The organism is Acetobacter oryzifermentans, assembly GCF_001628715.1.
In the GTDB taxonomy this organism is placed as follows: Bacteria; Pseudomonadota; Alphaproteobacteria; order Acetobacterales; family Acetobacteraceae; genus Acetobacter; species Acetobacter oryzifermentans.
The window spans coordinates 2,148,126-2,174,364 of sequence record NZ_CP011120.1 but is presented as its reverse complement, the minus strand read 5'-3'; the positions used below and the strand labels follow the sequence as shown (position 1 = coordinate 2,174,364).

At 52.2% G+C, this 26,239-nt stretch carries 23 protein-coding genes and 1 tRNA gene; 13 read left to right on the top strand and 11 right to left on the bottom strand.

Features of this window, described 5'->3' with window-relative positions:
* Positions 1–8: 8 nt before the first annotated feature.
* Positions 9–1,238, bottom strand: a complete 1,230-nt coding sequence (locus WG31_RS10265) for a glycosyltransferase family 4 protein (protein ID WP_063354458.1) — start codon at positions 1,236–1,238, stop codon at positions 9–11.
* 88 nt (positions 1,239–1,326) lie between these two features.
* On the opposite strand from WG31_RS10265, the gene WG31_RS10260 reads away from it, so the two are divergent.
* From WG31_RS10260 to infC, 4 genes are all read left to right on the top strand, one after another.
* Entirely contained in the window at positions 1,327–2,190 is an 864-nt protein-coding gene (locus tag WG31_RS10260; RefSeq protein WP_063354457.1) for a tetratricopeptide repeat protein, read from the top strand.
* The gene (locus WG31_RS10255) at positions 2,187–3,143 is read left to right on the top strand and encodes a glycosyltransferase family 9 protein (RefSeq protein ID WP_063354456.1); all 957 of its coding nucleotides are present in this window, start codon (positions 2,187–2,189) and stop codon (positions 3,141–3,143) included. Before WG31_RS10260 ends, WG31_RS10255 begins: the two co-directional genes overlap by 4 nt.
* 45 nt (positions 3,144–3,188) lie before the next feature.
* Complete coding sequence (gene thrS / locus WG31_RS10250; protein WP_063354455.1) at positions 3,189–5,120, top strand: threonine--tRNA ligase; 1,932 nt, start codon at positions 3,189–3,191, stop codon at positions 5,118–5,120.
* Positions 5,121–5,275: 155 nt separating this feature from the next.
* Positions 5,276–5,812, top strand: coding sequence for a translation initiation factor IF-3 (gene infC / locus WG31_RS10245; RefSeq protein WP_035351884.1), 537 nt, complete (start codon positions 5,276–5,278; stop codon positions 5,810–5,812).
* A gap of 69 nt (positions 5,813–5,881) precedes the next feature.
* Here the strand turns inward: infC and WG31_RS10240 are convergent, their stop codons facing one another.
* From WG31_RS10240 to WG31_RS10220, 5 genes are all read right to left on the bottom strand, one after another.
* Entirely contained in the window at positions 5,882–6,595 is a 714-nt protein-coding gene (locus WG31_RS10240; RefSeq protein ID WP_035351887.1) for an SIMPL domain-containing protein, read from the bottom strand.
* Between the two features lie 209 nt (positions 6,596–6,804).
* Complete coding sequence (locus WG31_RS10235; RefSeq protein ID WP_063354454.1) at positions 6,805–7,686, bottom strand: HAMP domain-containing sensor histidine kinase; 882 nt, start codon at positions 7,684–7,686, stop codon at positions 6,805–6,807.
* 94 nt (positions 7,687–7,780) lie between these two features.
* The gene (locus WG31_RS10230) at positions 7,781–8,458 is read right to left on the bottom strand and encodes a response regulator transcription factor (RefSeq protein WP_006117486.1); all 678 of its coding nucleotides are present in this window, start codon (positions 8,456–8,458) and stop codon (positions 7,781–7,783) included.
* Between the two features lie 75 nt (positions 8,459–8,533).
* Entirely contained in the window at positions 8,534–9,658 is a 1,125-nt protein-coding gene (locus WG31_RS10225; RefSeq protein WP_006117485.1) for an AI-2E family transporter, read from the bottom strand.
* A 184-nt stretch (positions 9,659–9,842) separates the two neighbouring features.
* Complete coding sequence (locus WG31_RS10220; protein ID WP_063354453.1) at positions 9,843–11,732, bottom strand: ABC-F family ATP-binding cassette domain-containing protein; 1,890 nt, start codon at positions 11,730–11,732, stop codon at positions 9,843–9,845.
* A 135-nt stretch (positions 11,733–11,867) separates the two neighbouring features.
* On the opposite strand from WG31_RS10220, the gene ndk reads away from it, so the two are divergent.
* On the top strand, positions 11,868–12,290 hold the full coding sequence (gene ndk, locus WG31_RS10215; RefSeq protein WP_026019373.1) for a nucleoside-diphosphate kinase: 423 nt from the start codon (positions 11,868–11,870) through the stop codon (positions 12,288–12,290).
* 262 nt (positions 12,291–12,552) lie between these two features.
* Entirely contained in the window at positions 12,553–14,112 is a 1,560-nt protein-coding gene (gene hpnR / locus WG31_RS10210; RefSeq protein ID WP_035351893.1) for a hopanoid C-3 methylase HpnR, read from the top strand.
* Between the two features lie 23 nt (positions 14,113–14,135).
* Here hpnR and WG31_RS10205 read toward each other — a convergent pair whose 3' ends face one another.
* Positions 14,136–14,798 (bottom strand): hypothetical protein, encoded by a 663-nt coding sequence (locus WG31_RS10205; protein WP_063354452.1) that lies wholly within the window; start codon positions 14,796–14,798, stop codon positions 14,136–14,138.
* Between the two features lie 121 nt (positions 14,799–14,919).
* Here WG31_RS10205 and WG31_RS10200 point away from each other — a divergent pair, with 121 nt between their 5' ends.
* Together WG31_RS10200 and WG31_RS10195 are read left to right on the top strand one after the other, a co-directional pair.
* Positions 14,920–15,132: a heavy-metal-associated domain-containing protein gene (locus WG31_RS10200; protein WP_006117480.1), complete on the top strand. Its 213-nt coding sequence runs from the start codon at positions 14,920–14,922 to the stop codon at positions 15,130–15,132.
* A 173-nt stretch (positions 15,133–15,305) separates the two neighbouring features.
* On the top strand, positions 15,306–15,605 hold the full coding sequence (locus tag WG31_RS10195; protein WP_006117479.1) for a hypothetical protein: 300 nt from the start codon (positions 15,306–15,308) through the stop codon (positions 15,603–15,605).
* A 15-nt stretch (positions 15,606–15,620) separates the two neighbouring features.
* On the opposite strand, the gene WG31_RS10190 is transcribed toward WG31_RS10195, so the two are convergent.
* Entirely contained in the window at positions 15,621–16,184 is a 564-nt protein-coding gene (locus tag WG31_RS10190) for an HNH endonuclease (protein WP_006117478.1), read from the bottom strand.
* A 192-nt stretch (positions 16,185–16,376) separates the two neighbouring features.
* Here WG31_RS10190 and gluQRS point away from each other — a divergent pair, with 192 nt between their 5' ends.
* The 3 genes from gluQRS to WG31_RS10175 all read left to right on the top strand — a co-directional run bounded on the left by gluQRS (position 16,377) and on the right by WG31_RS10175 (position 19,864).
* Entirely contained in the window at positions 16,377–17,288 is a 912-nt protein-coding gene (gene gluQRS / locus WG31_RS10185) for a tRNA glutamyl-Q(34) synthetase GluQRS (RefSeq protein ID WP_063354451.1), read from the top strand.
* Between the two features lie 164 nt (positions 17,289–17,452).
* A complete protein-coding gene (locus WG31_RS10180) occupies positions 17,453–18,655 on the top strand; it encodes a pyridoxal phosphate-dependent aminotransferase (protein ID WP_035351899.1) in 1,203 nt (400 codons plus the stop codon).
* A 3-nt stretch (positions 18,656–18,658) separates the two neighbouring features.
* The gene (locus WG31_RS10175) at positions 18,659–19,864 is read left to right on the top strand and encodes a pyridoxal phosphate-dependent aminotransferase (protein WP_063354450.1); all 1,206 of its coding nucleotides are present in this window, start codon (positions 18,659–18,661) and stop codon (positions 19,862–19,864) included.
* A gap of 49 nt (positions 19,865–19,913) precedes the next feature.
* Here the strand turns inward: WG31_RS10175 and WG31_RS10170 are convergent, their stop codons facing one another.
* On the bottom strand, positions 19,914–20,948 hold the full coding sequence (locus WG31_RS10170) for an ABC transporter substrate-binding protein (protein ID WP_063354449.1): 1,035 nt from the start codon (positions 20,946–20,948) through the stop codon (positions 19,914–19,916).
* 121 nt (positions 20,949–21,069) lie between these two features.
* Between WG31_RS10170 and WG31_RS10165 the strand changes: the two genes are divergently transcribed.
* Positions 21,070–21,145, top strand: a tRNA-Asn gene (locus WG31_RS10165).
* Positions 21,146–21,256: 111 nt separating this feature from the next.
* Here the strand turns inward: WG31_RS10165 and WG31_RS10160 are convergent.
* Together WG31_RS10160 and panC are read right to left on the bottom strand one after the other, a co-directional pair.
* Positions 21,257–21,613 (bottom strand): RidA family protein, encoded by a 357-nt coding sequence (locus WG31_RS10160; RefSeq protein WP_063354448.1) that lies wholly within the window; start codon positions 21,611–21,613, stop codon positions 21,257–21,259.
* 49 nt (positions 21,614–21,662) lie between these two features.
* Positions 21,663–22,502, bottom strand: coding sequence for a pantoate--beta-alanine ligase (panC, locus tag WG31_RS10155; RefSeq protein ID WP_063354447.1), 840 nt, complete (start codon positions 22,500–22,502; stop codon positions 21,663–21,665).
* Between the two features lie 316 nt (positions 22,503–22,818).
* On the opposite strand from panC, the gene dnaE reads away from it, so the two are divergent.
* Positions 22,819–26,238, top strand: a complete 3,420-nt coding sequence (dnaE, locus tag WG31_RS10150) for a DNA polymerase III subunit alpha (RefSeq protein ID WP_006117471.1) — start codon at positions 22,819–22,821, stop codon at positions 26,236–26,238.
* Position 26,239 lies beyond the last annotated feature (1 nt).

Genomic DNA, 26,239 nt, shown 5'->3' with positions numbered 1-26,239 from the left:
TTTCTTCCTTATCCTGCAAATGTTGGTTCCTGAAAGAGGGCAGGATCATTTTTAATGCCAGCAAAGTGTTCTGCCAGAGTGGTATCAAGCAGTTCATCATACACAGCCAGTGTGGCATGTTGCATGGCAAAGGTGCTGTAATGGCTCAGTACCATCTGGCGTGCGGCATATCCGATAGCTTCCAGAATTTCTGGTGGCGCAACCAGCACGTCATAAATGGTCTGTGCCAGTTCGTTGGCGTTTTCTGGGGTAAAGCTAAAGCCCGTCTGGCCATGGGCAACGGTTTCTACTGCTGCACCATGATGCGCCACAATAACCGGGCAACACATGGCCTGTGCCTCCACCACCACACGGCCAAAAGGTTCTGGGCGGAGGGAGGGCACAACCACCATGTTGGCAAGCATCATGGCGGCGGGCATATCATCGCAATGGCCTGCAAAGCGCACGCGGTCAGTCAGGCCTAATTGCGCCGCTTTTGTGCTGAGTTCCTGCGCATATTTATCTTCGGGCGAGCACCCGCCAGCAAACACGCAATGCCAGTTTATATCTGGTAAAAGGTCTAGAAGCTGGGCCAACGCATCCAGCACAAGGCTTTGGCCTTTCCATGCTGTTAGTCTGCCGGGCATAAGAATAACCGGGGCATCAGCCGGAAGCGCCCATGCTTCTACCAGACGGTGCACACGCTGGCCGGATACCATTTGTGGCGAAAACTGATCGGTATCTGCCCCGCGCGGGATAGTACGTAGCCGATCTGGCCCGACATGATATTCTTCCGCAAGGCGCTGGGCGATGTGGTTGCTAATGGCAATAACGCGGTCCCCAGATGCTAAAACAGCGTTGTAGTGCCGCTTGCCGGGAAAGGTGTTGGCGTGCACGCCATGCCATGTTGTTACAAAGGGTGTTTGTGTGCGCTTGCAGGCCATTTTGGCCACCCATGCAGGTGCGCGGGATCGGGCATGAACAAGTTGCACATTGTGCTGGCGAATAATGTTGCTGAGGAAATGACTGTTTTTGGCAATCTTCAAGGGGTTTCGGCTGCCACAATCGGGAAGGGTAATGTGCTCTGCGCCACTATGCCGCAGCAGAGGTTCCATACGCCCACCAGCGCTGATGACAAGCGCCTTGCCCCCAGCTTGCGTAATGGCCTGCGCCATTTCTATGGTGCCTCTTTCCACTCCGCCCTGCTCCAGAGCGGGCAGGATTTGCAGGATGGAGGCAGAGGCCAGAAAACTGCTCATGAACAGGGTGTTATCATAATTTGCACATTTTGTGCCATAAGATCAGTAGGGCAGAACTGTTCTTCCTTTTCAGGTTCCCGGCCTGTGCGTGAATGAACCTGTTTGTTATGGAGGCAGGATGAAGTTTTCTTTTGTGCCTACACGGCGGCATCTTCCCTGCGTGGTTGCAGGTACAGCGTTGCTTGTTTCCGCCCCAGTCACGGCGGCTACAGCACGCGGCCATGCTGCGGATACATCCGGGCCAGTAAGCGGGCAGAAATGGTCTGTAGAAGCTTGTATGGCCATGGTGGGGGATGATCCATTTGGCGCAAGAGATTACGCACTGGACTGGGAGCGCCACGGTAACGGAGGGCAGGAAGCCAAGCATTGTCATGCTTTGGCATTGCTGGAAGCCGGGGATGAAGAAAGTGCAGCAGCGGAACTGGATGAACTTGCCCACCAGCCTATAGAGCACGCAGAGCGCGCGCCTTCCAGCTTTCGGGCCGGGCTGGAGAAAGATGCAGCCGATGCCTGGCTTTCTGCCGGGCAACCAGAAAAAGCTTTGCGCAGCGTAGATTACGGGCTGGCGTTTGAGGATGACACCCGCCTGCACCTGTTACGTGCTCGCGCTTTGCTGGCGCAGGATCAGGCTGATGTGGTGGTGAAAGAACTCTCTGTGCTGGTGGCTAAAAAGCCAGATATTGGAGCCGAGGGGTATGTTTTGCTAGCATCGGCGGAACGTCGCGTAGGGCAGCTTGATGCTGCGGCCATGCACGTAGCACATGCTTTGGAAATAGAGCCGGAAAACCCGGCAGCTTTGCTGGAACGCGGCATTGTGCGTGAACGCAAAGGGGATGCCACCGGCGCACAGGCAGACTGGCAGCGCGTGCTTGATCTGGCACCAGATAGTCATGAAGCAGATCTGGCTCGGCAGGATCTTGCTGTTATGGCCGCAGATCCGGATACACCATGAGCCATTTAATACATTCTGAAAAACCCCAAGGGGCTCCACCGCAACGTATTCTTGTTATCCGTTTGGGTGCGTTGGGAGATTTCGTGCAAAGTTTTGGCCCATTTCAGGCTATCCGGCAGGCATATCCTGCTGCACATATCACTTTGCTTACAACAGCGCCGTTTGTTGAACTGGCCCGGCTTTCACCCTGGTTTAATGAAGTCCTTACGGATACGCGCCCACATTGGGCAAATGTGCCGCAAATATGCGCACTGCGTAAGATGTTGCGCGGGTATGACAGGGTTTATGATCTACAGACATCCGCCCGTACAGCGCGTTATTTTGTGCTGGCAGGACGGCCCGCTTCATGGTGCGGGCATGTAGGAGAGGGCAGGCTTGCCCATTTAAACCCATGGCGGGATGAGATGCACACGCGCGCCCGCCAGCGTGATCAGTTGCGTATGGCTGGCATAGAAAATGTGTCACAACCAGATGTTTCATGGTTACGTGATAAAGGGCCAAAGCTTGATACCCCCTATGTGCTGATTGTGCCGGGGGCAGCCGTGCATCGGCCTGCCAAACGCTGGCCTGCCAGACGGTATGGTGAGCTGGCGGCAGAAATTGCCCGGCGTGGTTTGTGCCCAGTATTGGTGGGGCATGAAACTGAACAGCCCTTGGCAAAGGATATTCTGTCTTATTGCCCACAAGCCCTAAATTTAATGGGCCAGACCACTCTGCCAGAACTTGCAGGGCTGGCTGCGCGGGCGCAATGCGCTGTGGGGAATGATACAGGCCCAATGCATTTGGCTGCCGTTATGGGCTGCCGCTGCGTTGTGCTGTTTTCTGCTGATAGTAACCCCGCGCTTACGGCTCCGTTAGGGTGGCAGGCAGGGCAGGTGCGCGTACTTCGTGTGCATGATCTTGCATTGCTTTGTGTGCAAAGGGTTGCAGCCGCGCTCTGGTGGCGTCATTAAGCATCTTCTATCAGTTTCTGATTTTCTTTTCTGGAGCCTTTGACCATGCCCGCCATTACCTTGCCTGACGGTTCTGTTCGTAGTTTTGACGGGCCGGTAACAGGCACGACGGTGGCGGAAGCTATCGGCCCCGGTCTTGCTAAAGCCGCACTGGCCATGGAAGTGGATGGAAAGCTGTGCGATATCCGCCAGACCATCCAGAAAGATGCTGCCCTTCGCTTTATTACCCGCAAAGATCCGGAATCTCTGGAGCTTATCCGGCACGATGCTGCGCATGTGCTGGCCGAAGCCGTGCAGGCGCTGTACCCGGGCACTCAGGTTACAATCGGTCCGTCTATTGAAAACGGCTTCTATTACGATTTCTATCGTTCTGAACCGTTCTCCCCGGAAGATTTCGCGGCCATTGAAGCTAAAATGCGGGAAATTGTCGCCAAGGCTGAACCGTTTGTGCGCGAAGTCTGGAAGCGCGATGATGCGATTCAGTTTTTTGAAGATCGCGGTGAAAAATTCAAAGCCGAGCTGATTCGCGATCTGCCGGAAGATGAAGAAATTTCTATCTATCGGCAGGGTGAATGGCTGGATTTGTGCCGTGGCCCGCATCTGCGCACCACCAAGGATGTTGGTAACGCTTTCAAGTTGATGAAGGTGGCTGGCGCCTATTGGCGTGGGGACCATCGTAACCCCATGCTAACCCGTGTGTACGGCACGGCATGGCGTGATCAGAAGGAGCTGGACGCGCACCTGCACCAACTGGAAGAAGCAGAAAAGCGCGATCATCGCCGGATCGGTAAGGAAATGGGCCTGTTCCATTTTCAGGAAGAAGCCGTGGGACAGGTGTTCTGGCATGCCAAAGGCTGGCGGCTTTATACGGCGTTGCAGGATTACATGCGCCGTGCCCAGACACGCCATGGTTATCAGGAAGTGCGCACACCACAGCTTGTTGACCGGGCACTGTGGGAGGCTTCTGGCCACTGGGACAAATACCGCCATCACATGTTCATTGCGACGGTTGAGGACGAAAACAAAACCCTCGCCCTCAAGCCTATGAACTGTCCTTGCCACGTACAGATTTTCCGTCATGGCCTGCGCTCTTATCGTGAACTGCCGCTGCGTATGGCGGAATTTGGCGCATGCCACCGGTATGAGCCTTCTGGTGCATTGCATGGCCTGATGCGTGTGCGTGGCTTTACGCAGGATGATGCGCATATTTTCTGCACCGAAGATCAGATTGCAGATGAAACAGTGCGTTTCGTGAAAATGCTGCACGATGTGTATCAGGATCTGGGCTTTGAGCATGTGCGCGTAAAGTTTGCAGATCGCCCAGAACAGCGTGCTGGCAGCGATGAGGTGTGGGACAAGGCTGAAAACGCACTGAAAGAAGCTTGCACCGTGGCGGGTGTGGAATACGAACACAACCCCGGTGAGGGCGCATTCTATGGCCCCAAACTGGAATTTGTGCTGCGTGATGCCATTGGGCGTGATTGGCAGTGCGGCACCTTGCAGGTTGATCTGGTTCTGCCTGAACGACTCGATGCCAGTTATATTGGCGAAGACTCTGGGCGGCATCGTCCCGTTATGCTGCATCGTGCCATTCTGGGATCTTTTGAACGGTTCCTTGGTATTCTGATCGAACAGCACGCAGGGCGTTTCCCGCTCTGGTTGGCGCCAGTGCAGGTGGTGGTGGCCTCTATTGTAAGTGACGCCGCACCTTATGCAGAGGAAGTGGCTGCCGCTTTGCGTGAAGCCGGGCTGGCTGTGGAAGCCGATGTACGGAATGACAAGATCAACGCCAAAGTGCGCGAACACAGCGTGGCGCGTGTTCCGGTGATTCTGGTAGTTGGCCGACGTGAAGCAGAAGAGCACACCGTTGCCATGCGTCGCCTTGGCACGCAGGCGCAGGAGACTCTGAGCTTGAATGATGCGGTTGCACGCTTGAAAAATGAGGCAACGCCGCCAGATTTACGCAAAAAAGGGTGAAGCAGAGTTTTCTTGTCACAGCAGGGCAGCAATGAAGATGTTTTTGTGCTTGCCCTGCTTGATAAAGCGCAGATAATTGCGCACATACTAACAACAGGTAGAAGCGCCCAAAAGGTGCCTCTGCAAATTATTGAAATGTACTACAGGAGCCGACCATAGCCAGATCACCGTATCCCGCGCCGCCCAGCCGAGAAGGGCCGCGAGTGAATGAAGAAATCCGTGTGCCGCAGGTTCGCCTTATTGATGAAAATGGCGAAATGGCCGGTATTATGACTGTGCGTGATGCTTTGGCAAAAGCGTATAGCGTTGGGTTGGATCTTCTAGAAATAAGCCCAAATGCCGAGCCGCCTGTTGCGAAGATTCTTGATTACGGCAAGTTCAAATACGAACAGCAGAAAAAGCGCAACGAAGCCAAAAAGAAGCAGAAGGTCATTGAAATCAAGGAAGTCAAGGTTCGTCCGAATATCGACGAAAATGACTACCAGGTTAAAATGCGTGCTGTGAAAACCTTTATTGGTGAAGGTGACAAGGTAAAGGTTACGCTGCGTTTCCGTGGTCGTGAAATGGCGCATCAGGAACTGGGTATTAAGGTTCTGGAACGCATTCGTGGCGAAATGGATGAGGTTGCCAAGGTGGAGCAGATGCCGCGCCTTGAAAACCGCCAGATGATCATGGTTCTGGCCCCGCGCTAAACCGTGTTTTTAGTCTGATTGCCAGTAAAACCCCTGCTTTCTTATTAAGGAAGCAGGGGGTTTTTTGTTTTATGGGCCAAGCAGGATAGTTGCACGCGCGTTTGCGTGAACATGCTGGGTTTGTGCGGTGCTGGATGGTGCTGCTGCCGAGGCATCTGCACTGCGCGCCATAGACATCATCATAGGCATGGGGCGGATGATGGGGTTTTCAGATATAGTGACATTTGAAAAGCGCACGACATGCAAGCCCAGAGACGCAGCCACCGTGTCTGCCTGCTTTTTTAGCTCGGCAATGGCGTTCTTTTCAGCATCCAGCAGCAGATCTTCACGCTTGTCATCAGAAATAGACCAATCCAGACTTTCCAGAATAAGGCCATTTGCTTGAAACTGTCCGGCTAAGGGCAGGAGCGCGTTACCATTTTGGGCTTTCAGGCTCAATCTCTGGGTCGCTGTCCAAAAAGCGGGCTCTTTGTCTGGGCGCGTTTCAGAAACATCGTACCCTGTTATTGCTAACTGCACGGCATCATTTTTGCTGGTTTGTTCGGTAATTTTTTGCACCAGCGCATTTACAGCCTGCTGGGCTGTTGCTGCATTTTTGTTACGTGCTTCTGCCCGGAATGTGGCGGTAAGCTGGTCTGGGGCGGAATCTGTTGTGCCAGAAGCAGAAAGCTCAAGCTTGGTAAAAGTATTTGTATCTTCCGCATGAGCTGGGGGGAGCATTGCCATGAATGCGCAGGAACTTGCGGAAAGCAGGAACAACATGGAGCGAGAATAAAAACGCATCAGCGGGTGTTTCCTTTTGATGTCAGAGTTGTTGGGCAAAAATGAATGAGGTTAGATGTTTCCCTGTTGGCAAAGAGCAGCGCTTTTTCTGAGGCTGTCCACCACAGGTGAATACTTACTGCTGCGATAACAATCTATCAGTAGGGCAAGTTCAAGGCAGAAAGGCAATGTATCTGCGGCAAAAGGATGATTGTATCAAAAACGTTAGATTAGCGATTGATTTCCATAGTCTTACTGATTTTAGTGCGAGGCAAGGGTACCTCAATACGCACGATTAACCCCGGATTGTTGTTGGCTAGATGAAGTTGGCCACCATGACGTTGCACAATCGCCTGCACAACAGAAAGCCCAAGACCAGAGCCTGAAATATGGTGTGTCTGCTCGGCCCGAAAGAAACGTTGTGTGGCATGTGCCATGTCTTGTGGCGTCATGCCTACACCGTGGTCAGTTATGGCGATTTCTACGATGCCATCATTTTCTGAATGAGGTGAGGGTAGAATAAGCTGGGCGGAGCAGGCAATGACGCCTTTGGGCGGAGAAAATTTAATGGCGTTGTCCAACACATTGGCAATGGCCTGCTGGAACATGGCGCGATCACCATAAAACGGAAGTTTTTCGGGGAAAATGGTCTTGATCGTCATTCCACAATCTTCTGCAACAGCGGAGTAAAGTTCCAGAATATCCCGTAGGGCAGGTATCAGATCAAACTGGCTAAAGGCCGAATGGCGGCTGCCAGCTTCTATCTGCGCAATACGTAACAGTGCGTCACAAATACTGGTCACATGGTCAAGCTGCTCAATAGCATGCTCAATGGCTGTGCGGAGTTCAGCCTCAGTGTGTGCGTGTAAGGCTCCATCTTCCAGTTGGGAACGTGCGCGGGCAATAGGGGCACGCAGATCATGCGCAATGGCGTTGGAAGTTTGTCGCACGTTATCCATCTGCTGGCTGATACTATCCAGCATGGTATTTATGGCGGTGGTAACCTCATCCCCTTCATTTCCGTTTCCGGTGAGTGGGATACGCTGGGAGAGATTGCCATGAGTGATGGCAGCCGTAGTTTTGTGAATGAGATGAATAATGCGTTGGAACATTTCGCAGATTACTCACTCAAAACGGTAAAGATAAGCTTGCCAATTTAAACTGTGCAAAAAGGTTTTTTATCTGATCCTCTGGCCGCAAAAATGTTCATTCTTGCAGCATGTATCCTGCATTACGGATAGTATGAACCAGCGGATGATGAAACGGTCTGTCTATTTTTTGGCGAAGGCGGGAAATATGCACGTCAATGACGTTTGTCTGGGGGTCAAAATGGTAATCCCACACGCCTTCTAGCAGCATGGTGCGCGTAACAACCTGACCGGCATGGCGCATCAAAAATTCCAATAGGCGGAATTCACGCGGTTGCAATTCAATCTTCTGGCCTGCACGCCGCACATTGCGCGAGAGCAGATCTATTTCCAAATCTCCAATAGTAAGGCGTGTCTGCGGTTGGGCCTCGTTTCTGTTACGGCGCACCAGTGCTTCCAGACGTGCCTGAAGCTCGGAAAATGAGAAGGGTTTTGTAACGTAATCATCCCCTCCGGCTTTCAGTCCGGCCACTTTTTCATCCACATCAGCTAAGGCGGAAAGAAGAAGTACAGGGGTTAAATTATTTTGGTTACGCAATGTTTGTAGGATATGAAGGCCCTCAACACCCCCCGGCAGCATGCGATCTAGAATGATCACATCAAACTTTTCGCTGGCGGCAAGAGATAACCCGCTTTTGCCATCTTCAGCCTGTTCAACCAAGTGTCCAGCTTCTGCAAGACCTTTGGCTATAAAATTGCGAACTGTTTGATCGTCTTCAACAAGAAGAACGCGCATGATCCAGACCTTACATTATCCAGAGCGTATTACCAAAACCTTACGATAAATATACATTCATGTCACGGTCCGCGTTTAAATCTGGTCTTTTTCATCCAGCTTGGGGGTAAGGCCATCCAATGTTGCCATCAACACAGCCGTCAGCGGAGAGGCAAAAATCAGGCCCGGAAAACCCAAGATGGCGCCAAAAAGTGTCTGTGACAAAACTGTAAGAGCAGGAGGCATTTGTACGGCGTGGCGCTGAATAACCGGGGCTAGCACATTACCTTCTAGAAACTGGATCACGCTATAAAGTACAGCCACCATAATGGTTTCCCGCGTGCCAAGAGAAAGTGCCAGCAGCAACGCAGGAACGGCTCCCATAATGGCGCCAATATAGGGAATAAAGTTACACAACCCAGCAAGCACACCCAGCGCCAACGCCAAAGGCACGCCAATAAACCACAGGCCAAGGCCAGAAAGCGTGCCAACGACCAGCATGTCCAAAGATTGCCCGGCCACCCATGCCCAAAGTGTCTGTCCAGCCCTAAGCAGAAGATCACGCACTTTGGGGCGTTTGGAAACAGGCACCAACCGTAGAAAGCCGTTGGCGTAAACTGCAGGGGACATGGCAAAATACAGCCCGGCTATCAGCACAACCAGCAATGTGCCGATAGCCCCAAAAGCAGATCCCAGAATGCCTGTCATGGATCCGGCAATGCGAGAGCCAAGAGAGGCAAGGCTGCTGGTATCTCCACCGCCAGCCTGATGTCCCCCCAAGGAAGCAGGCAGGTAGTTCAGGATCATCTGGCCGGTGGGCGTGCTTTGCAAAGTGCTACGCAGTGCGGTTTCCTGCTGGCGCAAGGCATCTTGCAGGCGCAAAGCTTCGCTAATCATGGCTGGGCCGCTGTTCCAGACCAAAAAGACAGCACTGCCAATCAACCCGCAGATAACGGCACTGAGAGCCCACCCATATGGCAGCCGCAGATGGCGCACCAGAATTTTAGACAGCCCATGCAGCACCACAGCACAAAGCACGGATGCAAACACAACCATCAACACATCGCCCATCAACCAGACCACCAGGGCAATAACAGCACCGCTGAAGGTCATACGCAGGATTCTGGAGATGGATTGCAGCCACTCAGCAGAGTGTGGCTTGCCTTCATACGGCCCGCCAGCAAGAGGGGTGGCAGGAGAAGAAGGGGTGTCTGAAGGCATGCGCAAGTGTCTTTCGGAAGGCTGCTTGAAGCTGGAATATTGGGAAGGGGAAGGCGTGGAAGCAGTGTTGCTGCGTTTAAGATGTATTCTTATCCATGTGTCTTACGATCTGAGAAGGAAATTCTGAAAAGTCAGACACAAAAAGCTGGCGCATTGGCAAAAATGCCTCACGCCAGCAAAGGCATCAGGCCTCGTTGGCGGCTGCTTCCATTTCAGCTTCGGCAGTTAGCCAACGTTCTTCCACTTCTTCCTGCTCTTTTTTTAGGGCGGCAAGGCGTGTGTTCAGACGCGTGAGATCCTGTGTTTTTCCTTCGCTATACAGTGCAGGATCAGCCAAACTGGCTTCAATTTTCTTCTGTTCCTGCGCCAGTTTGGCAAGACGCGCTTCTGCATCTTTTATAATTTTGCGCAAAGGGGCCAAGGCTTTGCGGGCTTCTGCACGTTCACGCCGGTCATCCTTGCGGCTGGGCTGGGCGGCATTATCCTGTTTTGGACGGTTTGCAGCGCGGTTGTGTTCGATCAGCCACGCGCGATATTCCGCCATATCGCCTTCAAATGGGGTAATCTTGCCATCACCTACCAACCACAGCCGGTCAGCCACCAGTTCAACCAGATGTGGATCATGGCTGATCAGAACTACAGCACCTTCATAGTCTGCCAGCGCACGAATAAGCGCATCGCGGGCATCTAGGTCCAAATGGTTGGTTGGTTCATCCAACAGCAGGAGTTGCGGGGCATCACGCGTTGCCAAGGCTAACAGCAGGCGTGCTTTTTCTCCGCCCGAAAGGTCTTTAACTGCTGTTTCTGCCCGTTCTGCATCTAGCCCAAAGCGTGCAAGCTGGGCGCGCACAACCGGGGGTGTGGCTTTTGGCAGAGCGCGTGCCATGTGGTCTATGGGTGTTTCGTTCAGGCGTAGTTCTTCCGCCTGATGCTGAGCAAAATACCCAATTTTAAGGCGGGGGTTACGCTCTACCGTGCCAGAGAGTGGTTCCAACCTGCCTGCAAGAAGTTTGGCAAAGGTGGATTTGCCGTTCCCGTTGGCACCAAGCAGGGCAATGCGATCATCCATATCTAACCGGAGGGAAAGATTGCTGAGCACAGGCTTGCCCTCATACCCCACGCTGGCACGGTTCATGCTCAAAATAGGCGGAGGAAGTTGCTCGGGTTCTGGGAATGAGAAGTGAGCGGGCGTTTCTTCCACCACGGATTCGATAACGGGCAGTTTTTCCAACGCCTTTAGGCGCGCTTGTGCCTGCTTGGCTTTGGTAGCCTTGGCCCGGAATCTATCAACAAAGGATTGCATATGCGCCCGCTGGGCCGCAATTTTTTCAACTTGCCGGGCCTGCTGTAAGGCTTGCTCTGTGCGAATGCGCACAAAATTTTCGTATCCACCCGGCGTTAGGCTGAGCTTGCCATGGTCCAGATGCGCAATGGCATCCACGCAGGAATCCAGTAGCCCTCTATCATGGCTGACAATCAGCGCAGCCCCTGCGAATCGGCGGAGCCAATCTTCCAGCCACAGGGTGGCTTCCAGATCCAAATGGTTGGTGGGTTCATCCAGCAGCAGCAAATCTGGTTCCAGAAACAGCGCAGTTGCCAAGGAAACGCGCATACGCCAGCCACCAGAAAAGTCTGAAACAGGGCGGGCCTGTGCAGCGGCATTAAACCCTAACCCTGCCAGAACAGAAGCCGCGCGTGCCGGGGCGCTATCTGCACGTATGGCGCGCAGGCGTTCATGTATTTCTGTAATGCGCACAGGGTCAGTCGCCGTTTCGGCTTCTGCTAGAAGGGCGCTGCGTTCGGTATCACCAGCCAGCACGGTATCAAGAAGCGATGCGCCATCCGCTGGAGCTTCCTGCTTTACGCGTGCCATACGGGCGCGGGCAGACAGGCGAATTTCCCCACCATCTGGGGAAATATCACCCGCAATGGCGGCCAACAGGGTAGATTTTCCGGCTCCGTTGCGCCCGATAAGGCCCACCTTACGGCCGGGCTCTATAGACAGGTTTGCTTGGTCCAGAAGGGTGCGGCCTGCCATACGCAGGGTAAGATCGGATATGACAAGAAGGCTCAACGCAACTCTCGTTTCTTTATGAATCGTGCATTACATCCGGCATGGTACCTACCAGCCCGCGCCGATATGCTCTAGATGGAGCGCTACGGCTGCCACCCTTATAGTGCTGGTATGCCAGAAAAAAGGAGAAACCCAATGGCTAAAGAACGTACGCTATCCATTATCAAGCCGGACGCAACCCGTCGCAACCTGACCGGCAAGATCAATGCCGTGTTTGAAGACGCAGGTCTGAGCATTGTCGCCCAGAAGCGCATTCAGCTGTCCCCAGCTCAGGCTGGTGCATTCTATGAAGTGCATAAAGAACGCCCGTTCTATAATGATCTGGTGTCCTTCATGATTTCCGGCCCGGTTGTGGTGCAGGTTTTGGAAGGCGACAACGCAGTTGCCAAGAACCGCGAAGTAATGGGTGCGACAGACCCCAAAAAGGCAGAACCCAACACCATTCGCGCTCAGTTTGCTGAAAGCATTGAAGCAAACTCCGTGCATGGTTCTGACAGTGCAGAAAACGCAGCGAACGAAATCCGCTTCTTCTTCGCGGAAACCGAAATCCTGCCCTGATCCGTTTTTTTCGGATTCACTCTGGCTGGTGGATTTGCTGCCAGCCAGAGCGATATAAATATGTTGCTGTGGCCCTCTAATGAGGCGCAGTCTGCAAGAGGTAATCACCTTTTGCATGGGAGGTGTGGCTGCAAAGATGGGGTCACGCCTAACATTTGCTCTATAAGCATTCCTCTAATATGTAAGCGTCCAGAGAATTTTTCCGGCTGCGTGTTGAGGAAACCTCCGCGCGCTGTTGGCTTTGCGAGCGAAAAGGAATGACATGAAAGTTCTGGCGGTTCACCCCAGCGCCCTGATGTACACGCGGGTCTTTCTCCGTCTGGAGCCTCTTGGCATGGAGCTGGTTGCTGGCGCAGCTCGGAGTGCCGGCCATGATGTGCAGATTTTGGATCTTCAGGCCGAAACGCATGAAGATTACTGGAAAATGCTCGATGAGTTTCAGCCCGATGTGGTGTGTTACTCCGGTAACTATCTGGCAAACGTGCCAGAAATTCTGGATCTGTGCCGAGAAACCCGCTACCGCAATCCCAATATCTTCCAGTTTGTAGGCGGGCACTCTGTATCCTTTATTGCAAAGGATGTTCTGGAACTTTCTGAAGGTACTATTAATTGCATTCTTAAAGGTGAAGGCGATGCCACGGTTGGGCTGCTGCTGGAAGCCGTGCAGAATGGTAAGGATATTCTAGAAGTGCCCGGCGTTATCACCAAAGATGGTGAAGGGCCGCCCCCCATTTTTGTAGAATCTCTGGATAAAGTGCGCCCAGCGCGTGACCTTCTGCGGCACCGCAACAAATACTTTATTGGCACGCTGGACCCGGCGGCCTCTATCGAATTTGCGCGTGGTTGCCCGTGGGATTGCACGTTCTGTTCTGCATGGACATTCTATGGCCGTTCCTACCGTACAGCCAGCCCGCAGGTGATTGCGGATGAGCTGGAGGAAATTAAGGAACCCGGCATCTTTATCGTGGATGACGTGGCTTTCGTGCATGAAGAGCACGGCATGGCCATTGCCAACGAAATCAAGAAGCGCGGCATTAAAAAGGAATACTACCTTGAAACGCGTGCAGACGTGCTGCTGCGTAATAAGGAAGTGTTCAAGGTCTGGAGTGAAATCGGGCTTTCCTACATCTTCATCGGCATGGAAGCTGTGGATGAAGAAGGTCTGAAGCAGTTCCGTAAGCGTGTTTCTCTGGATAAAAACTTTGAAGCGCTGGAATACGCACGTTCTCTGGGGCTGATTGTTGCCATTAACATCATTGCTGATCCTTCATGGGATCGGAAGCGCTTTGAAACAGTGCGTCAGTGGTGCTTGGAAATTCCGGATATTGTGAATATTTCTGTTACCACGCCGTATCCGGGCACAGAAATCTGGCACAAGGAAGCACGCCGTCTGACAACGCGGGATTATCGTTTGTTCGATATTCAGCATGCGGTGCTACCCACTACCTTGCCGCTGCCTGAGTTTTACGAAGAACTGGTGAAAACCCAGCAGGTGCTCAACACCAAGCACATGGGTTGGGAAGCACTGAAAGACACCGCAGGTATTGCGGCGCGTCTGCTGCGTAATGGCCAGACCAACTTTGTAAAAATGCTCTGGAAGTTCAATTCGGTCTTTAACCCCAAACTTCAGTTGGCGGATCATCAGCGCCCTGCTCGGTATCTGATGCCTGTGCAGCCTGATGCTGTTTCTAAGCTGAATAAGAAAGACCTGTACGTGCATGGTCCCGGTGGGCGTAAAACACGTGCGCTGGATGATGATACTGAAAAGTTTGTAGATACAACGCGTATGGGTGAATGCGCAGAGGCTGACGCCGAAGCCTAAGATATAAGCAAAGGGGTTTTCGTTTATGCTGGCATGGCTGGCGGCCGAAACCCTAATGCTTCTGCGGTATAGGTTTCAATTACCACGCAAAAAGCTTGCCCTGTTTGCGTGCGTAGTACCGCCATATGGCGGAAAAGATAGGGCGGCAGGCCAATAGGCTTGCCTGAACCAACCGGTATTCCATGTTGTTCCCATTGATCTGGAAGAGGGAACCACAGGCTCTCCCGTTTGATAAGTTGGCGAGAGAAGTTAAGCGCCGCCACAACAAGCCCAAAGGGCTTATCTGTTGTGTCCAGTTGGGTGGCCATTTCGGGGGATAATCTGGCCGGAATGTACCAGTTTTCTGCTTCTGAAAAAACCTTCCCATGTGCGGTAAGTTGCACCTTCCTGTAATGCACATCTTCTGCTTGCGTATCACAGGTACCTAATAGCGTTTGCAACAAGAACGGCGGGCAGGGTGCCGTGCCTTCTGTTTGGCGATGAGCATGCAGGTTATTGTCTGGGGCCAGATTGTAAGTACTTATCCATTGTTCCAGAACACGTGTGGCGCTGGGGTTGGCAAGCAGCCTGTTTTCCAGTTTTTCTATAAGAGTCGCTAACATCAGGCGGTGGAGGGGTATATCCTGCCACTGAGATAGGGTGGTGTGCATCTTGTCGGGGCCGGAATACATGGAAAGGCTGCTCATCCGGGCAGCATATCATGAGAATGCAGGATGGCAGACTGCCTATCTGCTTATTCCGTCTGGGCCAGAGCTGCGCTATAAGGCGGGCCACGTTAAATATGTTATTTTATAAAGGGAAAGATAAATGACCCAAACCACAGCAAGCTTTATGGTGGATGGTATGACGTGTGATGGCTGCGTGTCTGCTATTAAGCGCGCCCTTGCTGCTATTGATGGTGTAGAAGCCACAGATGTTAATCTGGCAACGCGCGAAGTGAAAGTAACGTATGATCCAACACGGGCTGGCGTTTCTTCCTTGCAGAATGCAATCCGTGGTGCAGGTTACGAAGTAAGCTAAAAGCGGCATTTTTCATTTTAGCCAGTTCTGCCATGCGGCAGGCAGACAGGGGGCGTGATGTTCCCTGTCTAGCTGAGTTAGGCAGAAGCTGGCAGTATGAATGTTTCCGAATAACACGCCAGCGCGGCCTCCAGCCGCTGTCAAATATGCTGAAGCAAGGTGGCTGATCCGTTATGCAGATGAAAAATACATTACGCCTTGGGTTTGTAGCGGTAGGCCTAACCCTGCTGGGTGGTTGCTCTTCCGAGGTGGGGCGTCTGCCATTGGTTGATACGGATATTACCTGCCTGCGCAAGCAAATGGCCGGGCCGATGTATCTTAGCTTTCCGCTGGCCGCCAATACATGCCAGCGCATGACCAACCATAACTTTATGTTTGGTGAGAAAAACGCAAAACCGATTCCGCTGAACCTGAAAGATGCTCCGGATCTTCAGAAACAGGCAGATGAATACGGGTACAGCTATACGCGCTAAAAAGTGGCTGCCTGATTAGTTTTCTAGTTCTGTGTCCCAATACAGGTAATCGCGCCAGCTTTCGTGCAGATAGTTGGGGGGAAAGGCGCGCCCATTTTCCTGTAGCTGCCACGAAGATGGACGTTCTGGCCGATGCCGTGGCAACATGCCGATAACATGTGGAAGATGAGAGCCTTTGCGCAGATTGCAGCACCCGCATGCGGTTACAATATTTTCCCAGCTTGTTTTGCCGCCTTTGCAGCGCGGAATAACATGGTCAAACGTTAGTTCCTGCGTAGGATGGCGTTCCCCACAATACTGGCAGGAAAAGTTGTCACGCAGGAAAACATTAAAACGGGTAAAAGCAGGTTTGCGGGCTGCGGGAATGTAGTCTTTTAAGGCAATTACACTGGGCAGGCGGATGGTATGGTGCGGAGAATGTACTTCTGTTTCGTACTCGCTCAGCACAGAAACCCGATCCAGCCAGACAGCTTTAATGGCATCCTGCCATGCCCATAGGGAAAGGGGATAGTAGGAGAGTGGCCGGAAATCTGCATTTAGAACCAATGCAGGAAAGTTGAGGGCACTACCGTCAGGCAAGACTTGTCTCCTCGGCTTATCTTCGAGGGCGCATCTTTCTGCGATCGTAAAACTCGGAGCCGATTGCCTGCAAAAGGTGCGTCGTCGAGGTAATTACTACATATAGTATTGCAGAGGTTCGGGAGTGAGGCAACAAAACGACTGTCTGTTTGATGCGTCTTTTGAGAGTTTAGTAATAGTTTCACGAAAAACATGAACAATTTATTACATAATAGTCAAACAAAGTATGCCGGGTGGGTAACGCGTTTTGCACCTAGCCCCACTGGTTTTCTGCATCTGGGGCATGTGGCCTCGGCTTTGTATGGGTGGCAAAAGGCCCAGCCGCATGGGGAATGGTTTGTACGGCTGGAGGATATTGATACCCAACGCTGCAAGCCGGAATTTATTCCCGCCATTTTGCAAGATCTGGAATGGTTGGGCTTGCGCTCCGCTCGGCCTGTTTTAAGGCAATCGGCCAATATGCCTGCCTATCAGGCAACGTTGGCGAGGTTGGATACAATGGGGGTGCTATACCCCTGTTTTTGCACGCGCTCTGATATCCTGCGTGAAAGTGCCGCCATATTCTCAGCCCCACATACGGCTCCAGATGGCAGTTTGTGCTACCCCGGAACGTGTCGCCATCTTTCAGATCAGGAACGGCAGGAGCGCATCAGCCAAGGGCAACTCCATATGTTACGGCTGAATATGAGCAAAGCCTTGCAATGGATAAACCAATGCACACGTGGCGCACCACTGACGTATCAGGATCAAGAACGTGGAACAGTTTTATGCCACCCTGAATTGTTCGGTGATGTGGTGCTTGCACGCAAAGACATTCCCGCATCTTATCATCTTTGCGTCACGCATGATGATGCCGCCCAAGGCGTTACACTGGTAACACGCGGGGAAGATCTGCGCCCAGCAACAGACCTGCATCGCGTATTGCAAGCCCTTATGGGCTGGAACGTGCCAGACTACAGCTTTCATCCATTATTATGTAATGCAGAAGGCCGCAGGCTGGCCAAGCGGGATGGTGCATTGGCTGTGCGGGCTATGCGCAAGGCAGGCCTTTCAGCGGAAGATGTGCGCTGCAAGGCAGGTTTCCCACACACTTTTGAGAGATAAACGCTGAATTGCGTACAAAAAACGCGGCGTATGAGAAATCTCCGGTTCCGCCGGAGGCCGAACAGGATTACTGTGCCGCCCCAGAACCGAATGTCTGTTTCAGGGGCATGTAGGGTGTCCTGGTAACTGGCATGAAAAACATAGTGTCGGAAAGTAAGAGAACCATGAGCATTGTTGCTGACCGCATGAACAGGATCAGCCCGAGCCAGACGATTGTCATTTCGACACGGGCGCGTGCACTTAAAGCTGAAGGCCGGAACATCATCAGCCTTTCTGCTGGTGAGCCAGATTTTCGCACACCCGAAAACATCTCCCGCGCAGCAGCCAAGGCGATTGAAAACGGCCAAACCCGTTATACCGATGTTGCTGGCACGCCAGAGCTGCGTAAGGCTGTGGCAGAGCGTTTTAAGCTGGATAGTGGTCTGGATTACACGCCGGAGGAAATTATTGTTTCCACAGGTGGCAAACAGGTTATCTACAATGCCATGATGTCCACCCTTAATCCGGGTGACGAGGCAATTATTCCGGCTCCATGCTGGGTTTCCTACCCCGATATTGTTACGTTGGCAGAAGGCAAGCCCGTTATTGTACCCTGCAAGCGTGAAAATGGTTTTCGGATTACAGCAGAACAGTTGGAAGCCGCCATTACGCCGCGCACAAAATGGTTTTTTCTGAACTCACCCTGTAACCCTACAGGTGTGGCCTATTCTGCCGAAGACCTGCGCCCGCTGTGTGATGTTCTGCTCCGCCACCCGCATGTGTGGATCTTTACAGACGATATCTATGCCAAGCTGGCTTACGATGGCTTCCGCCCTGCTACATTTGTGGAAGTGGAGCCTCTGCTGCGTAGCCGCACCGTTACCATGAATGGTGTTTCCAAGGCGTATGCCATGACAGGCTGGCGCATTGGTTTTTCTGGTGCTCCGGTAGAGCTAACAAAAGCCATGAACAAACTTCAGGGGCAGTCCACCTCCAACACTTGTTCCATCGCACAGGCTGCGGCTGTGGAAGCACTCACCGGCCCGCAGGAGTTCATTCAGGAAATGGTTGCCACCTATCAGGGGCGGCGTGACATGGTTGTTTCCATGCTGAATGAAGCCGAAGGGCTGGAATGTGATGTACCGCAGGGTGCGTTCTATGTGTTCCCTACAGTTGAAAAATGCTTGGGTAAAACGTCTCCGGGTGGCAAAAAGCTGGAAACGGATGAAGATTTCGTAACAGCTCTGTTGGAAGAAGAAGGCGTTGCCGCTGTGCATGGTTCGGCCTTCATGTTCCCCGGTCATATCCGTATTTCCTATGCTACGGATACAGATAGTCTGCGCGAAGCTTGCGCACGTATTCAGCGCTTTTGCAAAGGGCTGCTGTAAAATATGGCGCGGTCTTTTGCGAATAGACTAAAAGGTTTGCCTGCGCCGGCTACTATTGAAATGGCACGCCGTGCACGCGTGCTTAAGGCGGAGGGCAAGCCCGTTATCTCCCTTGCTTTGGGGGAACCGGATTTTGCCACACCGCCTGCCGTGGTAGAGGCCGCCCATCAGGCCGCCTTGGCTGGGCAGACCAAATATCCACCCGTAGATGGTACGCCAGCCCTTAAGGCGGCCATTGCCCGCAAGTTCACGCGTGAAAACGGTCTGGATTATAAGCCGGAGGAGATTATGGTCTCCAACGGTGGCAAGCAGGTTATCTTCAACGCTTTTATGGCCACGCTGAATGCGGGTGATGAAGTGGTGGTGCCCACGCCTTATTGGGTCAGCTATCCGCTTATTGCCCGTATGTTTGGTGCAACACCTGTTTTTGTACCTTGCCGGGAGGAAGATGGTTTCCGCCTGAAGGCGGATGAACTGGCAAAAGTGCTGACACCGCGCACACGTTGGGTGGTGTTGAACTTTCCTAATAATCCAACAGGTGGTGTGTGCTCAGCGGATGATCTGCGGGCTATTGCGGAAGTGTTGCGGCAGTATCCAGATATCTGGATACTTTCAGATGAGATTTACGAACATCTGGTGTTTGATGGTGCAAAATCAGCATCTATTGCCGCTGTAGCGCCTGATCTAAAAGAACGCATCATTACCCTTAATGGCGTTTCTAAAGCTTATGCCATGACAGGCTGGCGCGTAGGTTTTGCGGGCGGTCCGGCAGATCTTATCGCTACCATGCGGGGTGTTCAGGGCAATGCCACATCTGGCGTGTGCTCCATAGCGCAGGCGGCTGCAGCGGCTGCGTTGGATGGCCCGGCAGATTTGGTGCAGGAAATGGTGGCAACATATGGCCGCCGCCGCCGGATGGTTGTGGAAGCATTGCGGGCCATTCCGGGGTTTACCTGCGCTATGCCCGATGGTGCGTTTTATGCGTATCCGGGTGTTGCCGGGTGTCTTGGCCGAACAACTGCTGCCGGTAAGCGGTTAGAAACAGACCATGACTTTGCATTAGCTTTGCTGGAAGAGGCTTTTGTAGCCACTGTGCCAGGAAGCGCCTTTGGGCATTCACCTTATTTGCGTTTGTCCTGCGCAACGGCAGATGAAACACTGCGCGAGGCCTGCCAGCGTATTGCTCAGTTTGTAGAAGGCTTGCAGTAAAGCTTTCAAGTAAAGTGTAGGCGCAATTAAAAATGTGCCTGCACTTTCTTTATTCTTTCAAAACATTCCGCGCATAATGATGAGCAAGTGCTGTGCTGTCTTCTGTGTCGGGCAGTAGGCTGACCAGTTGCAGTTCATCACAATACTGCGCCAGTTGTTCGCGCAATGATTTGCCAATAACGGGCCGGATAGCAGGTTCACTGTGTAGCATGGCGCGTATGCTGGCTGCAGAAAGATCCGTAATATCTGGTGCAATCAGGGTTGCAGCATCATCGCGGTGGGTATCTGTCCAGCGTGCTGCATCACGTAGGGCCAGCACAAGGGCAATGGCGGCATCTGGGTCATCTTGTAGGGCAGAACTGGAGGCGCCAAGCACCATACTTGTGCGCTCAGCATAGTGGCCAGTATTGCTGCCTGCTAGTTCAATAAACATATCAGGGAACGATTGAAGCAGCCACCATGCTTGATAATCATGCGCGACAACGGCATCAATTCTTTGGCTGCGTGCGGCATCATCAATTTGTGGCAGAGGTAGATCCAGCCAGTTGATGCGGTTCATGGCGTCTAGCCCTTTGCGGCGCATCATAATGGCAAAAAACAGCTTATCTGCTGCGTTCTGATCCATAACGGCTACAGTGTGGCCCATAAGCTGGTCTAGCCGTGTAATATGGCTGCTGCGGCGTACTAACAGCCGAAAATTGCCCGGCTGCACGCCAATAAGCAACTGCGCATTTAGCCCTGCATAAAGGTGCCTGAGCCACGTAAGGGCAGGGGCTACGGCGTAGGAAATATCCCCTCTGGCCAGTGCATTAATGGTGTCTTCCCCATTTATGGTGGCGAAGGGCAGATCGACATCCAAGCTGTAATGCGCAAAAAAATCTTTTTGTGCAGCCACAGCCAAAACTGGTGCCGATCCAGAATTTGGCCAACCTATTTTGATCTGCCGATAAGCACCATCGGGCTGTTTGTGTGTGTGATGCTTGCCTCGTGTTGCCAAAAAGGTTCCTCCGCCAATGGCGGCAATACCGCCCATACCGGCTAGCAGGAGATTACGACGTGTTTGGGAAGGACCTTGGGCGTTCATTTTTGTAGGTTTACTATGTCTTGCTGTGTCTGTCGCTTTATGAGTGATGGAGGAGATATGAAAAAAAATAAAAAAGGGGGTTTACGGCGCGATTTAGGTTAGCTATATGCTCCCTCGCTGGTCCCGAATAGCTCAGTTGGTAGAGCAAGCGACTGTTAATCGCTGGGTCGTAGGTTCGAGTCCTACTTCGGGAGCCAGCCTTATTTCCCTGTAAAATTTATAAATTGTATCAATGCATTAAAGCATTTGCTTATGCCTCGTTTTTTGTAGTGAACGGCTGGCAAAACAGCCGTCCACTATTAAAGCAATTATGGTTGAGGTAACGCGGCAATTCCGGTGAGTTCCACCTTCCATGTGGGGTCTGCCAGTTTGGCTTCTACCGTTGCGCGGGCGGGTTTATTGTTTTTGTCCAGCCATGCATCCCATGCACGATTCATGCCAGCCATATCATTCATGTCGGCCAGAAAGATCTGTACGGAAATAAGGCGGCTTTTGTCCGTGCCAGCTTCAGCCAATAAGGCATCTACCTGCCGTAGAATATCAGCCATCTGGCCTTCTGCATCCAATGTGGAATCATCGGCAATCTGGCCAGCCAGATAAACAAGACCATTATGAATAACAGCGCCTGTTAAGCGTTCTTCGGGAGCAAGACGTTTGATGCTCATGATTTTGGGTTCTCTGCTATAGTGGAAAAAGTTTTATGGAAAACCAAAGTTAGGCAAACGGCATATTATCAATAAGCCGGATGTCTCCTAAGCTGGCAGCTATAAACAAACGTGTATCTTTGCTGGCAATAGGGGCAAGTGCCAGATTTTCCGCATTGCGGAGTTCCAGGTAATGAACGTGAAAGCCTGCATTCTTTAATGCTTCACGGCATGTGGCCAAGCTGCTTTCTACATTTGTGCCGTTCCGCATGGCTGCAAGGCATGCCTTTAGGGCTTGGGGTAGGAGCGTGGCTTGTTGGCGTTGTTGTGGCGTAAGCCTGCGGTTGCGGGATGAAAGGGCAAGCCCGTCTGCTTCTCGCAAAGTGGGCACGGGTAAAATATCTACAGGTAGATCCAAATCCTGCACCATGCGTTTGATGAGGCAGAGTTGCTGGTAATCTTTTTCACCAAAGGCTGCGATATTGGCGCGTGTTTGTAAAAACAGTTTGGTAACCACAGTGGCAACGCCATCAAAATGGCCGGGTCTGTCTCCGCCACACAGCATAGTATCCAACCCAGAAACACTTATACGAGTTGCAAAGCCGGGAGGGTACATTTGGCTTTCATCTGGGGCGTAAAGCACGTCCACTTTGCCGGTATTGCGTAGCAGGCCAGCATCATCTTCCAGCCCGCGCGGGTAATGCTGGAAATCATTGGTGTTGTTGAATTGGATAGGATTTACAAAAATGGACACAATTCGACGGGAGGCTTTGCCATCCAGCGCATTTATGAGTGAGATATGGCCTGCATGAAGTGCGCCCATGGTCGGCACAAAGCCAATAGTCTGGCCATCTTTCCGCCAACTGGTGCTGAGTGCTGCCAGTTCTGCTTTGGTTTTTACAATCTGCATGATGAATCCTGAACGTCAGTAATTTAGTCAGCTGGAATAAGTGTTCCAAAACTGCAAAGTGCTGCAATGTATCCATGAATGTGCCACTATTCCAGAAGTGGCTGGGCCCTTTTATGGTTGGTGGATTCTTTGACAGTAAAATAATGCTATGGAATCAAATGGTTCCACAAAGAGTGTTCCCCGCACACGCGGGGATGAACCGGCTGGCTCCGTAAATAAGGTCGTGCTCGTTGGCTGTTCCCCACACGCGTGGGGACTAGCTTGAAACAAAACTTTAGGCAGAGTGAAAAGCTTCAAGTCTGTGCTATAAAGACGCATGTCTTATGCTGATTTTGTTCATCTTCGTGTTCATTCTGCCTATTCGCTTAGCCAGGGGGCCATTCGTGTGCCCGATATTGTGGGGCTGGCGAAGGAAATGCACATGCCTGCTGTGGGTATTGCAGATTCAGGCAATCTGTTCGGGGCGTTGGAATTTTCTCAGTATTGTACCAAAAGCGGTATTCAGCCTATTATTGGCAGCCAGATCGGCCTGCCTGCGCGTAATGACAAACCCGGCGCCCCCGCCGAGCCTGTAGTGCTTCTGGCACAGAATGAAGCAGGGTTGGCGAATCTCCAGTTTCTTTCTTCAGCCGGGTTCCAAAATTCAGATCCGGCAGACCCTTTTGTTTCTCTGGATTTGCTATGTGAGAAAGCAGAGGGGCTGTTGCTGCTGACAGGTGGCACACGTGGGCCACTTTTTCAGATGCTGGCAGAAGGGCAAACGGAAGATGCCGAAAAATGGCTGGCCCGTGTGCATGAAGCCTTTGGTGACAGGCTGATTGTAGAACTGCACCGGCATGGATTAGGTGTTGAAAAAGCTGTGGAACCGGGCGTGCTGACGTTGGCCGATCGGTTTGGTCTGCCATTAGTGGCAACGAATGAGTGCTTTTTTCCTACACCAAAAATGTACGAAGCACAGGATGCCCTATTGTGCATCGCTCAAGGGCGCACGATGGCAGAAAAAGACCGCTTTCGTGTAACGCCGGAGCATTGGTTCAAGCCGCCGGAAATGATGCGCGCACTTTTTGCCGATTTGCCAGATGCGTGTGACAACACTTTGGAAATAGCCCGCCGCTGCGCTATTAAGGTGGAAACCCGCAAGCCGCTTTTGCCAGTTTGCCCTAAGGTAAGAGAAGGCGCGACAGAAGATGAAACCCTGCGTGCTATGGCGTGGGAAGGGTTGGAACACCGTATGTCCGGCATGAAGCTGGATGCAGAAACAGTAGAGAAATATAAGGAACGTTTACGTTTCGAGTTGGATATTATCTCCAAAATGGGGTTCCCCGGTTACTTCATGATCGTGGCGGACTTTATCCAGTGGGCTAAGGCGCATGGCATACCGGTTGGGCCGGGCCGTGGTTCTGGTGCGGGGTCTTTGGCTGCATGGGCGCTTACCATTACGGATATTGACCCTATTCCGTTTAATTTGCTGTTCGAACGTTTTCTAAATCCAGAACGCGTTTCCATGCCTGACTTTGATATCGATTTCTGTCAGGATCGGCGAGACGAAGTGATTTCCTATGTGCGGCATGAATATGGATCAGACCGTGTTGCGCAGATTATTACCTTCGGTAAGCTGCAAGCGCGTGCTGCCGTGCGCGATGTTGGGCGTGTGCTGGGTTTGCCGTATGGTATGGTTAACCGTGTGGCAGAGCTTATCCCTAACAATCCTGCCAAACCGGTTACCCTAAAAGAAGCCATTGCAGGTGAACCCAAGCTGCAGGAAATGCGTGATAATGATGAGGCCCTGCGCAGGCTGCTGGAAATAGCCCAGCAGTTGGAAGGGCTCTTCCGCCATGCCAGTACGCATGCGGCTGGGGTGGTGATAGGCGATAGGCCGCTTGTGCAGCTTGTGCCGCTGTACCGAGACCCGAAAAGTGATACGCTCGTCACTCAATATAACATGAAGTTTGTTGAGCAGGCGGGTCTCGTTAAGTTCGACTTTCTTGGTTTAACAACACTCACTATCCTCAAACGGGGTGTCGATTTCATCCGCCGTATGGGCAAGGATGTAGATCTCAGCCACATTCCGCTGGATGACCCCAAAACGTATGAAATGTTGGGGCGGGGTGATACCGCTGGCGTCTTCCAGTTTGAAGGCGCGGGCATGCGCGATGTTCTTAAACAAATGCGCCCAACCCGCATAGAAGACCTGATTGCAGCTGTGGCGCTGTATCGCCCAGGGCCAATGGCGAATATTCCCGATTATTGCCGTAGAAAACACGGAGAGGTATGGGAGCCCCCGCACGAGGAAATTCGCGATATTCTTGAAGAGACCTATGGTATCATGGTCTATCAGGAACAGGTTATGCAGATTGCCCAAAAAATGGCTGGCTACAGTCTGGGTGGCGCAGATTTGCTACGTCGTGCCATGGGTAAAAAGATCCGTTCGGAAATGGATCACCAGCGCGAAATTTTTACAGAAGGCGCCACCAAGCGCGGGATTGACCGTGATAAAGCCGTTGAGGTTTTTGACCTTATGGCTAAGTTTGCAGATTACGGCTTTAATAAATCTCATGCCGCTGCTTATGCTTTTGTTTCGTACCAAACAGCATGGATGAAGGCTAACCATCCAGTGGCCTTTTTGGCTGCTTGCATGTCTTTGGCGCGGGAACGTACAGAAAAACTTGCTGCTTTGCGTCAGGAAGCAGAGCGGATGCACATTGCAGTATTGCCGCCAAATATCAATAAATCAGAAGCTGATTTTTCGGTCGAAAAACAGCCAGATGGAACATACGCAATCCGCTATGCGCTAGCTGCCATCAAAAAGGTGGGCTATGGCGCAATGGAATCTCTGGTGGAGGTGAGGGGAGAAAAACCTTTCAAAAATCTAGCAGATTTTGCAATCCGTATTGATCCCAAGCACATCAACCGGATGCAGTTGGAAAATCTGGCAAAAGCTGGCGCGTTTGAATGTATTGATAAAAACCGGGCCCGTGTTTTCAGATCAGCAGATGTTATTTTAAGGCGGGCACATAGCCAGGCGCAGGAGGCAGCTTCTGGCCAAATTGGGTTGTTTGGTGGCCCAGGTGAAGTTGAGCCTCTGCGGTTGGTGGAAGGGCACGATTGGCCAGAATTTGAACGTCTGGCGATGGAGGCAGAAGCTATTGGCTTCCATATGACAGCCCACCCGTTGGATGCTTATGGTTCGGTGCTGCGCCGTTTGGGTGTGACGCGCACATCTCAGTTGTTAACGGCGGCGGAACTGGGTGGTGGCCGGGTTAAAATTGCTGGCTGTGTGGTGGACAAAAAGGAACGCCCAACCCGCACAGGTAATAAAATGGCATGGGTACGCCTTTCCGATGCATCTGGTGGTTGCGAAGTAACTGTTTTTTCGGAAGTGCTGACGCGTGTGCGTGATATTCTGGTAGCTGGTACCGCTATACTCGTAACAGCCGATTTAAAGCTGGAAGGCGAAGCTCTGCGGCTTACCGCTACAGATATTGTGGATTTGGAAGCCGCTGCGGCACAAGGACAAAGCGAAATGCGGGTATGGTTAGAAAAGCCCGATGCCTTGCCAGATTTGCAAGCTATTCTGGAACCACAAAAGGGCGGAGCAGGGCGGGTTGTTTTGTTGCCGGGTGTTGCAGATAGTTGCGATGTAGAGGTGCGCCTACGAGGCCGTTACAAGGTTACGCCCGTTTTAGGGCAAAGGTTGCGCACACTTTCTGGCGTTTCTCGGGTAGAACAGGTCTAAC